Origin of the sequence: Mycobacterium sp. E787 (assembly GCF_001668725.1) — a bacterium.
Lineage (GTDB): Bacteria > Actinomycetota > Actinomycetes > Mycobacteriales > Mycobacteriaceae > Mycobacterium.
This window is the reverse complement of record NZ_LZKL01000038.1, coordinates 17,885-28,354: the sequence shown is the minus strand read 5'-3', so window position 1 is coordinate 28,354 and position 10,470 is coordinate 17,885. Positions and strand designations below refer to the sequence as shown.

11 protein-coding genes are annotated in these 10,470 nt (G+C 70.3%); 6 read left to right on the top strand and 5 right to left on the bottom strand.

Going from position 1 to position 10,470, the window contains the following annotated elements; genetic code table 11:
• From A5705_RS08515 to A5705_RS08505, 3 genes are all read right to left on the bottom strand, one after another.
• Positions 1-864, bottom strand: an 864-nt coding sequence (locus tag A5705_RS08515) for a cation diffusion facilitator family transporter (RefSeq protein WP_231982388.1), incomplete at its 3' end; no start/stop codon positions are given.
• Positions 865-905: 41 nt separating this feature from the next.
• Positions 906-1,682 (bottom strand): site-2 protease family protein, encoded by a 777-nt coding sequence (locus A5705_RS08510; RefSeq protein ID WP_068276834.1) that lies wholly within the window; start codon positions 1,680-1,682, stop codon positions 906-908.
• A gap of 10 nt (positions 1,683-1,692) precedes the next feature.
• Complete coding sequence (locus tag A5705_RS08505; protein ID WP_068276831.1) at positions 1,693-2,310, bottom strand: peptidase M50; 618 nt, start codon at positions 2,308-2,310, stop codon at positions 1,693-1,695.
• Positions 2,311-2,411: 101 nt separating this feature from the next.
• Between A5705_RS08505 and A5705_RS08500 the strand changes: the two genes are divergently transcribed.
• The 5 genes from A5705_RS08500 to A5705_RS08480 are packed head-to-tail and all read left to right on the top strand — an operon-like array spanning position 2,412 to position 7,220.
• Positions 2,412-3,710: an adenylosuccinate synthase gene (locus A5705_RS08500; RefSeq protein ID WP_068276828.1), complete on the top strand. Its 1,299-nt coding sequence runs from the start codon at positions 2,412-2,414 to the stop codon at positions 3,708-3,710.
• On the top strand, positions 3,707-4,345 hold the full coding sequence (locus tag A5705_RS08495; RefSeq protein ID WP_068276825.1) for a PaaI family thioesterase: 639 nt from the start codon (positions 3,707-3,709) through the stop codon (positions 4,343-4,345). Before A5705_RS08500 ends, A5705_RS08495 begins: the two co-directional genes overlap by 4 nt.
• 28 nt (positions 4,346-4,373) lie before the next feature.
• The gene (gene purT, locus A5705_RS08490) at positions 4,374-5,585 is read left to right on the top strand and encodes a formate-dependent phosphoribosylglycinamide formyltransferase (protein ID WP_068276822.1); all 1,212 of its coding nucleotides are present in this window, start codon (positions 4,374-4,376) and stop codon (positions 5,583-5,585) included.
• The gene (locus A5705_RS08485; protein ID WP_067883276.1) at positions 5,582-5,998 is read left to right on the top strand and encodes a rhodanese-like domain-containing protein; all 417 of its coding nucleotides are present in this window, start codon (positions 5,582-5,584) and stop codon (positions 5,996-5,998) included. Before purT ends, A5705_RS08485 begins: the two co-directional genes overlap by 4 nt.
• 7 nt (positions 5,999-6,005) lie before the next feature.
• A complete protein-coding gene (locus tag A5705_RS08480; RefSeq protein ID WP_068276819.1) occupies positions 6,006-7,220 on the top strand; it encodes an O-succinylhomoserine sulfhydrylase in 1,215 nt (404 codons plus the stop codon).
• Here the strand turns inward: A5705_RS08480 and A5705_RS08475 are convergent.
• Positions 7,217-8,596: an NAD(P)/FAD-dependent oxidoreductase gene (locus A5705_RS08475; protein WP_068276816.1), complete on the bottom strand. Its 1,380-nt coding sequence runs from the start codon at positions 8,594-8,596 to the stop codon at positions 7,217-7,219. The genes A5705_RS08480 and A5705_RS08475 overlap by 4 nt on opposite strands.
• 11 nt (positions 8,597-8,607) lie before the next feature.
• Here A5705_RS08475 and A5705_RS08470 point away from each other — a divergent pair, with 11 nt between their 5' ends.
• The gene (locus A5705_RS08470) at positions 8,608-10,170 is read left to right on the top strand and encodes an HNH endonuclease signature motif containing protein (protein ID WP_156763065.1); all 1,563 of its coding nucleotides are present in this window, start codon (positions 8,608-8,610) and stop codon (positions 10,168-10,170) included.
• Here the strand turns inward: A5705_RS08470 and A5705_RS08465 are convergent.
• Positions 10,167-10,421, bottom strand: a complete 255-nt coding sequence (locus A5705_RS08465) for a hypothetical protein (RefSeq protein ID WP_068276814.1) — start codon at positions 10,419-10,421, stop codon at positions 10,167-10,169. The genes A5705_RS08470 and A5705_RS08465 overlap by 4 nt on opposite strands.
• Positions 10,422-10,470: the final 49 nt, after the last annotated feature.

Below are 10,470 nucleotides of genomic sequence, written 5' to 3'. Positions count from 1 at the left end.
CACCGTCACGACGCGCTGGCCGTACGCCGACGTGGTGGTCGCGGTGCTGGTCGCGCTGTGGGTGCTGCCCCGGGCCGTCTCGCTGGCCCGCGCGGCGCTGCGGATCCTGTCCGAGACGTCGCCGGCCCACATCGACGTGGAGGAGTTGCGCAGCGCGCTCGGCGCCGTCGACGGCGTCACCGAGGTGCACGACCTGCACGTGTGGACGCTGTCGCCGGGCAAGGACATGTGCACCGCGCACCTGACCAGCGACGGCGACTCGGCCCGGGGCAGCACCCACAGCGCGACCAGCACCGCGACCACCACGTCGGCGTACGGCCAGCGCGTCGTGACGGTGACGATGCCGGCGATCAGCACGCCGACGCTGCCGACGCTGTCGGCGACCACCTCCATGTAGGCGCCCCTGACCGCCAGGCTGCCCTCCGAATGCGACCGGAGCAGCAGCGCTACCACCAGGTTGGCCAGCAGCCCGGCCAGCGCGACCACGATCATCGGCACGCCCGGGACCGTCGGGGTTTCCTTCAGCCGCTGGATCGCCTCCCAGAGGATGAACATCGCGACCCCGATCAGCAGCCCGGCGTTGGCGACCGCGGTGAACACCTCGGCGCGGTGCCAGCCGTAGGTGCGTGCGGGCGACGAGCTGCCGCGGCGGGCCAGCGTGACGGCGGCCAGCCCCATGAACACGGCGACCACGTCGGTGAGCATGTGCCCGGCGTCGGCCAGCAGCGCCATCGAGTTGATCAGGATCGAGGTGGTCAATTCGATCACGAAGAACGCCGCCAGGATGGCCGCGGCGGCGACCATGCGGGGGATCATCCGGGACGAGTCGGTCTCGGCGGGGAGGTGGTTGTGGCCGGCGCCCATAGCCCAGCAATATATGCGCAATGACGCATATATGGCAACCGCTAGATCCAGCGGCTCCAGAACCGGGTGAGCTGGTTGCCCCAGGACACCAGCACGGGCGGCACGCCGGAGAAATGGAACAACCAGAGCACCAGCCCGAAGAACCATTGGCTGGCCGCGAAGAGCAGGAACAGCAGGATGACGAAGCCCCACTGCTTGGCCGGCGCCAGCGCGCGCTGCGTCTCGGGACTCAGATGCGGCTCGAGCGCGTCGTAGCCGTCGAGGCCCGGAACGGGCAGCAGGTTCAGCAACACCGCGGTGAGCTGAAGGAAGCCCAGGAACGCCACCCCGGACCACAGCACGGCGTGGGCCGGGTCGTAGAACAGCCGGGTCAGCCCCAGCAGCAGCACCGCCAGCACGAGGTTGGCCGCCGGGCCCGCCAGGCTGACCAGCGTGCGGCGGGTGGGCGTCATGAACCAGGTCCGCACGTATACCGCGGCGCCCGGCAGCCCGATGCCGCCCAGCAGGATGACCACCATCGGCAGCAGCAGCGAGAGCGCGGGGTGGCTGTAGCGCCGCGGATCCAGGGTCAGGTAACCGCGGACCGCGACGTCGTGATCGCCGAATCGCCAGGCGGTGACGGCGTGGCCGAATTCGTGCAGGCACAGCGAAACCAGCCAGCCCGCGATGACGAAGAGGAAGACCCCGACATAGGACAGCGGCCGCACGCTCGATCCGGCCAGCCAGGCCAGGACGCCGCCCGCCGCCGTCAACGCGACCAGGCCCAGGAAAATCGGGCTGGGCCGCACCGATTCGTGTTGCCGCGCGGGGAAGCTCACCGCTGAAAAATTACCGGACCAGCAGCCAACCTTCGACGTGGCGGTAAAACGTCGAGCGGCGCGCCGCGCGGGGCGCCGCGACGCCGTCGCGCACGACCGTGACGCCGGTGCTACCCAGCTGGGCGGCGCGGCCGGCGACCCACCGGCGCCCTTTGACCCGGGCGCGCAGGCCCGGCGCGGCCAGCGTCGGCTCGACCCACACCGCGGCGACGTCCCCGTCGAAGAGCGTGGTGTCGTCGACGACGGCCTCGCCGCGCAGCAGCTGCCCGCCGTCGGGGGGCAACCAGCCGGCCCGGCCCGCCACCACCGACCCGGTCTCGTCGCGGATCAGGGTCACCCGGTGCGCGGAGCCGCGCCGGGCGCGCCGCGCAGCCCGCCGCCCGGCCGGCGCGCGGTAGATCCGGGTTGCCCGGGTGCGGCGGGTCGGCACATAGGCCACCTCGACGTCCAGCCGGTCGGCGCGCAGCAACCGGGTCAGCACCGCGGCCAGGTCGGCGTCGGCGCCGACGACCGCCAGCCGCCGGTACGGCCCGATCGCGGCGTCGATATCGGCCGTGTGCACGGGCAGGCCGGTCAGCGGCCCGGGCACCCGCCGATCGCCGAACACCAACACCCCCACCGTCTCCATGTGTTACTCGCAACCTCCTGGCATAGGCCTGGGATAGGCTGGGCCACCGGCTGGACCACAATAAGCAGGCTGAAACGCGTGGGATTAGGCGGGAGCAAGGCATGCCGGCAATCGTCCTCATCGGCGCCCAGTGGGGCGACGAGGGCAAAGGTAAGGCCACTGACCTGCTCGGTGGGCGCGTGCAGTGGGTGGTGCGTTACCAGGGCGGCAACAACGCCGGGCACACCGTCGTCCTGCCCGGCGGCGAGAACTTCGCGCTGCACCTGATCCCGTCCGGGGTGCTGACGCCGGGTGTCACCAACGTGATCGGCAACGGCGTGGTGGTGGATCCGGGTGTGCTGCTCGACGAGCTGAAGGGCCTCGAGGATCGCGGCGTCGACACCACCAAGCTGCTGATCTCGGCCGACGCGCACCTGCTGCTGCCCTACCACGTGGCCATCGACAAGGTCACCGAGCGCTATATGGGCAACAAGAAGATCGGCACCACCGGCCGCGGCATCGGACCTTGTTACCAGGACAAGATCGCCCGGCAGGGCATCCGCGTCGCCGACGTGCTCGACCCCGAGCAGCTGACCCACAAGGTCGAGGCCGCGCTGGAGCTCAAGAACCAGATCCTGGTCAAGATCTACAACCGCAAGGCGCTGGACCCGCACCAGGTGGTCGACGCCCTGCTGGAGCAGGCGGAGGGCTTCCGGCACCGCATCCGGGACACCCGCCGGCTGCTCAACACGGCGCTGGAGGCCGGCGAGACGGTGCTGCTGGAGGGATCCCAGGGCACCCTGCTGGATGTCGACCACGGCACCTATCCCTACGTGACGTCGTCGAACCCGACGGCGGGCGGCGCGTGCGTGGGATCGGGCATCGGCCCGACCCGGATCACCGCCGTGCTGGGCATCCTCAAGGCCTACACCACCCGGGTGGGCTCCGGCCCGTTCCCCACCGAGCTGTTCGACGAGAACGGCGAGTACCTGTCCAAGACCGGCGGCGAATTCGGCGTCACCACCGGGCGGCGCCGTCGCTGCGGCTGGTTCGACGCCGTCGTCGCCCGCTACGCCACCCGAGTCAACGGCATCACCGACTTCTTCCTGACCAAACTCGACGTCCTGTCCAGCCTGGAGACGGTGCCGGTCTGCGTGGGCTACCAGATCGACGGCGACCGCATCCACGACATGCCGATGACCCAGAGCGACCTGCACCGGGCCGAGCCGATCTACGAGGAGCTGCCCGGCTGGTGGGAGGACATCTCGGACGCGCGGGAGTTCGACGACCTGCCCGCCAAGGCGCGTGACTACGTGCTACGGCTGGAAGAGCTTGCGGGAGCGCATGTTTCGTGCATCGGCGTCGGTCCCGGGCGCGACCAGACGATCGTGCGACGCGACGTCCTGGCGGCCCGCGCGTGACGGAGCCGGACCCAGAAGAACTCGACCCGGAATACCAACACCACGGCGGCTTCCCCGAATACGGCCCGGCCAGCCCCGGGCCGGGTTTCGGCCGGTTCGTCGCGGCGATGCGCCGGCTGCAGGACCTCGCGGTGTCCGCCGACCCCGGTGACGACGTCTGGGACGACGCGGCCGACCGCGCCGCGGCCCTGGTCGAGGTCCTGGGCCCGTTCCAGGCGGAGGAGGGCAGGGCGCCGGCCGGCCGGACACCCGGCCTGCCGGGGATGGGCAGCCTGCTGCTGCCGCCCTGGACGTTGACGCGGTACGCCCCCGACGGCGTCGAGATGACGGGGTATTTCACCCGGTTTCACGTCGGCGGCAACCACGCCGTGCACGGCGGCGTGCTGCCGCTGCTGTTCGATCACATGTTCGGCATGATCTCCCACGCCGCGGGACGGCCGATCAGCCGCACCGCCTTCCTGCACGTGGACTACCGCAAGGTCACGCCCATCGACGCGCCGCTGGCGGTGCGGGGGCGCGTCATCAGCGCCGAGGGCCGCAAGGCGTTCGTCGCCGCGGAGCTGGTCGACGCCGACGACACCGTGTTGGCCGAGGCCAACGGGCTGATGGTGCGGCTGCTTCCCGGCCAGCCTTAACTGTCCAGAACCGACCTATCCTTGAGCGGTGACTGACGGCTCGACCCACGGCCAGGACGACAAGACGACCGCGATCGTCCTGCCCCCGCAAACTTCCCCGCACGCGGCCCCGCAGGCTCCCGACGCGCATGCCGACGGCAGACCGGCGGTGCTGCTGCTCGGTTCGGGTGAGCTGAGCCGGGAGCTGGCCGGCGCGCTGGGACACCTCGGCGCGCGGGTGATCGCCGTCGAAGAGCACCTGACCGACGCCGACGCTCTCTCGCGCGCGATTCGCCACCACAACCCCCGGTTCGTGGTGACGGCCACCGACGCCGTCGCCGTGGGCGCCCTCGAGGCGCTGAGCGTGACCCCGGAGCACGAGCGCACCGAACTGGTGCCCAGCGCCCGCACCGTGCGGCTCACCGCCGATCGCGAGGCCCTGCGGCGGCGGGCGGCCGACGAGCTGGGGCTGCCCACCGCGCCCTTCTGGTTCGTCGGGTCGGTGGGGGAACTGCGGTCGGTGGCCGCGCATGCCGGATACCCGTTGCTGGTCAAGCCGGTGTCGGGGCGGGGCCACTCGGTGGTCTCCGGGCCGGACGACATCGAGCCGGCCTGGCAGCGCGCGGTCGGCGGCGCGGCGGGTCGGGTGATGGCCGAGACGGTGGTCGACGTCGACTTCAACGTCACCCTGCTCGCCGTGCGCAGGGAGGGCCCGAACGGTCCCGTGCTCGAATTCTGCTCACCGATCGGCCATCGCGACGCCGACGGCGCCGTGCTGGAATCATGGCAACCCCAGCAGATGAGCGACGCCGCGGTGGACGCCGCGAAGTCGATCGCCGCGCGCATCATCAAGGCGCTCGGCGGGCGCGGCGTCTTCGCCGTCGAGTTGATGATCAAGGGCGACGAGGTGTATTTCGCCGACGTCACCGCCCACCCGCACCCCAGCGTCTGGGTGACCCTGCGCAGCCAGCGGCTATCGGCGTTCGAGCTGCAGGCCCGGGCCGTCCTGGGCCTGCCGGTGGACACCATGATGATGTCGCCGGCCGCGGCCCACCTGGTCGCCGCCGACCCGGACGGCCGGTCGCCGGCCGTCGCCGCGCTGAACGGAGCCCTGCGGGTTTCGGAAAGCGATCTCCGCATCTTCGGCCCGAGGTCCACCAGGCTGGGGGTGGCACTGGCCACCGCCCCGGACGTGGCGGCCGCGCGCGACCGCGCCCGACAGGTGGCGAATGCCCTGACTGTGCGAGACTCACGCGGATGAGCTACGCAGGAGACATCACGCCCCTCGAGGCATGGAAGCTACTGAGCGACAACCCCAACGCCGTGCTGGTCGACGTGCGCACCGACGCCGAATGGCGCTTCGTCGGGGTGCCCGACCTGTCCAGCCTGGGCCGCGACGTGGTGTACATCGAATGGGTCACCGGCAACGGGATGCCGAACCCCAGCTTCGCCGACGAGTTGAAGGGCCGGGTCCCACCCGCCGACGAGGAGCGGCCCGTGATCTTCCTGTGCCGTTCGGGCAACCGCTCGATCGGCGCGGCCGAGGTGGCGACGGAGCTGGGCATCACGCCGGCCTACAACGTGCTGGACGGTTTCGAGGGCCAGCTCGATGCGAGCGGTCATCGCGGTGAAACCGGTTGGCGCGCAGTGGGATTGCCTTGGAAACAGGGCTGAAGCAGGGATGAGCGACTCGGTCCGCACGCCCAGGGCGCTGCCCGACGGCGTCAGCCAGGCCACCATCGGCGTGCGCGGCGGGCTGTTGCGCTCGGGTTTCGAAGAGACCGCCGAGGCGATGTTCTTGACGTCCGGCTACGTGTACTCGTCGGCGGCCGTCGCGGAGAAGTCTTTCACCGGGGAGCTGGACCATTTCGTCTACTCCCGGTACGGCAATCCGACCGTGACGATGTTCGAGGAGCGGCTGCGCCTGATCGAGGGGGCACCCGCGGCGTTCGCCACCGCGAGCGGCATGGCCGCGGTGTTCACCTCGCTGGGTGCGCTGTTGGCCGCCGGCGACCGGCTGGTCGCGGCTCGCAGCCTGTTCGGGTCGTGCTTCGTGGTGTGCAACGAGATCCTGCCGCGCTGGGGCGTGGAGACGGTGTTCGTCGACGGCGACGACCTCGCTCAGTGGGAGCAGGCGCTTTCCAAACCGACGCAGGCGGTGTTCTTCGAGACGCCGTCGAACCCGATGCAGTCCCTGGTGGACATCGCCGCGGTGACCGAGCTCGCCCACGGCGCCGGGGCGAAAGTGGTGCTGGACAACGTGTTTGCCACGCCGCTGCTGCAGCAGGGCTTTCCGCTGGGGGTTGACGTGGTGGTGTACTCGGCCACCAAGCACATCGACGGTCAGGGCCGCGTACTGGGCGGCGCCATCCTCGGCGACAAGGAGTACATCGACGGCCCGGTGCAGAAGCTGATGCGCCACACCGGCCCGGCGATGAGCGCGTTCAACGCCTGGGTGCTGCTGAAAGGTCTTGAGACGCTCGCCGTTCGGGTCGAGCACTGCAATTCCTCGGCGCACCGGATCGCGGAATTCCTGGAGGGCCACCCCGCGGTGAGCTGGGTGCGCTACCCCTTCCTGCCGTCGCACCCGCAGTACGACCTGGCCAAGCGCCAGATGGCCGGCGGCGGCACGGTGATCACCTTCGCGCTCGACTTCCCCGAAAGCGCTTCCAAGAAGCGGGCTTTCGAGGTGCTGGACAAATTGCGGCTGATCGACATCTCCAACAACCTCGGCGACGCCAAGTCGCTGGTGACCCATCCGGCGACCACCACCCACCGCGCGATGGGACCCGAGGGTCGCGCCGCGATCGGCCTGGGCGACAACGTGGTTCGCATCTCCGTCGGGCTGGAGGGCACCGACGACCTGATCGCCGATATCGACCAGGCTTTGAGTTAGCCGGCTTGCTTCTCGGCCGCTTCGATGCGTTCGACCGCCGCCAGCGTCCCCTCTTGCGCCTGCCGCTCCACCCAGTCCACCACCGGCCGGGCATACATCATCTGGCTGGTGATCGCCATCTGGCCGCGGGTGCGGCCCAGGAAGGAGATCCCCCAGGAGAACATGGCGGCAATGCGGTTGCGGAAGCCGACCAGATACAACAGGTGCAACAGCAGCCACGCCAGCCAGGCGATGAAGCCGCCGAACTCCAGCTTGCCGACCTTGGCGACGGCGCTGTACCGCGAGATCAGCGCCATGCTGCCCTTGTCGAAGTACGCGAACGGCTTGCGGTCGGCCGGATCGTCGCGGCCCTTCACGGCCTGCTTGATCAGGCCGGTGGCGTAGTGCGCCCCCTGGATCGCGCCCTGGGCCATGCCCGGGACGCCGGGCACCGACATCAGGTCGCCGACGACGAACACGTACGGGTGGCCCTTGACGGTGAGGTCGGGCTCGACGACCACCCGCCCGGCGCGGTCGGTTTCGGTGCCGTCGGACTGCTCGGCGATCATCCTGCCCAGCGGGCTGGCCTGCACGCCCGCCGCCCACACCTTGCAGGCGCATTCGATGCGGCGCTCGCTGCCGTCTTTGTCCTTGACCGTGATGCCCATGTAGTCGACCGTGGTCACCATGGCGTCGAGCTGGACCTCGACGCCCATCTTCTCCAGCCGCCGGTGGGCCTTCAGGCCCAGCTTTTCGCCCATGGGTGGCAGCACCGCGGGCGCCGCATCGAGCAGGATGACCCGACATTCGCTGGGCGTGATGGTCCGAAACGCCCCGCCCAGGGTGCGCGCGGCCAGCTGGACGATCTCGCCGGCAAGCTCGACGCCCGTCGGCCCCGCGCCCACCACCACGAAGGTGAGCCGGCGTTTCCGTTCGGCGGGGTCGGTGGCGACCTCGGCCGCCTCGAACGCGCCGAGGATGCGGGCCCGCAGCTCCAGGGCGTCGTCGATGCTCTTCATGCCGGGCGCGAAGGCGGCGTACTCGTCGTGGCCGAAGTAGGACTGCTGGGCGCCGGCGGCCACGATCAGGCTGTCGTAGGGCGTCACGGTCTCCATGCCCATCAGGTGCGACGTGACCGTCCTCGCCTGCAGGTCGACCGCGCTGACCTCACCCCACAGCACCCGGACGTTCTTCTGCTTGCGCAGCACCAGCCGGGTGGTCGGGGCGATGTCGCCCTCGGCCAGGATGCCGGTGGCCACCTGGTACAGCAGCGGCTGGAACAGGTGGGTGGTCGTCTTCGATATCAGGGTGACGTCGACGTCCGCCCGTTTGAGTGACCGGGCGGCATTGAGTCCCCCGAACCCGCTCCCGATGATGACGACGCGATGGCGCGACATGCCTCCACCCTATGTTGTCGGTGGGCGATGGCATACTCGAACATGTGTTCGAATCAAAGCGATCGTCGCCGGAGGTCATCGCGCGGTTCGATGAGGAGATCGAGCGGTGCTATCCGTCGAAGACGGCCGAGTCGGCCGCCCTGGTCGAGGAGATCTGCGCATCATCGCGGCAGGAAAACCAGGCGGCGGCCGCGCAGCTGGCGGCGATCGGGCGGTTGTTTGGGTATCGGTTGTCGCGCTGCTCGGACACCGAGGACTGGGCCGTCGACACCGTGGAGGCAGTCGCCGCCGAGGTCGCCGCGGCGCTGCGGATCAGCCAGGGGTTGGCGGCGTCTCGAGTGCGCTACGCGCGCGCCATGCGTGAGCGGCTGCCCCAAGTCGCCGAGATGTTCAAATCAGGGGACATCGACTATCGGACGTTTCAGACGCTGGTGTATCGCACCGATCTGATTGAGGACCGTCAGGTGTTGGCGGCGGTGGACGCCGCCCTGGCGGCGAATGTGGGGCGCTGGCCGTCGATGAGCCGGGGCCGGTTGGCCGGGCAGGTGGACAAGATCGTGGCCAAAGCCGACGTGGATGCGGTGCGGCGGCGCGCCGAAGCGCGACGGGATCGCGAGGTCTGGATCGGTGATCGGGTCGAGGGCGGCATCTCGGAGATTCATGGCAGCCTGTTCACCCCGGACGCGCACGCGTTGGATAAGCGACTCGATGCGTTGGCGGCCACGGTGTGTGCGCACGACCCGCGCACTCGCGAGCAGCGCCGCGCCGATGCCCTCGGGGCGCTGGCCGCCGGGGCGGATCGGCTCGGGTGCCGGTGCGGGCGTCCGGATTGTGCGGCCGGGACACGGCCACCCGCGTCACCGGTGGTGATTCATGTGATCGCCGAGCAGGCCACCCTCGAGGGCACCGGCGGCGCGCCGGGGTCCGAAGTGGGCGCCGACGGGTTGATCCCGCCCGAACTGGTGGCCGAGTTGGCGGCCTCGGCCAAGCTGATGCCGCTGATCCACCCCGGCGACGCCCCGCCCGAGAACGGATACGTGCCCTCCAAGGCGCTGGCGGATTTCGTGCGCTCCCGCGATCTGACGTGCCGCTGGCCCGGCTGTGATCACCCCGCTATCGACTGCGACGTCGACCACACCATCCCCTACGCCCTGGGCGGGCTGACCCACGCGTCAAACCTCAAGTGCTACTGCAGAATCCACCACTTGATCAAGACGTTCCTGGGCTGGGCCGAACAACAGCTGGCCGACGGGACGCTCATCCTGACGTCACCGGCCGGGCAGACCCATGTGACCACCCCGGGTAGCGCGCTGCTGTTTCCCAGTTTGTGTCGAGCCGTCGGCGGGTTCTTCCCGGCCCCCGAAGCCGAGCCCCCGGCTGACTACTGCGCCGAACGTACCGCGATGATGCCCCGCCGCCGGCGCACCCGCGCCCAAGACCGCGCCTACCGCGTGGCCGCCGAACGCCGGCACAACCGCGAGGCCCGCGAAGCACGCACGACGACCCCGCCCGGGGACTACTGGTCCTACGGCGGACCCGCCCCACCCCCGACCGACGACGACCCACCCTTCTAATCGGGCGGAGCCGGGCACATGTACTTGTCCGGGAACGTCACACATGCCGGCGGCAGCGGTTGATCCGGGCCATAACCGCCGACGCCCTTCGGGATGACCAGCAGCCACCCGCGGTCCTGGCACAGGAGGACGGCGGCACCCGGGCCGGGCCGGACGGTGCCGTTGACACACGGGTCCGCGTGCGCCACCGCCGGGACGCCGAGAAACACCGACACGATCGCGGAGCAGACCGCGATGACGACCGCCCTCATAACAGCTCCATGCTAGCCGCCGGCCCGCGTCCAGGGTGACCTGGATCAC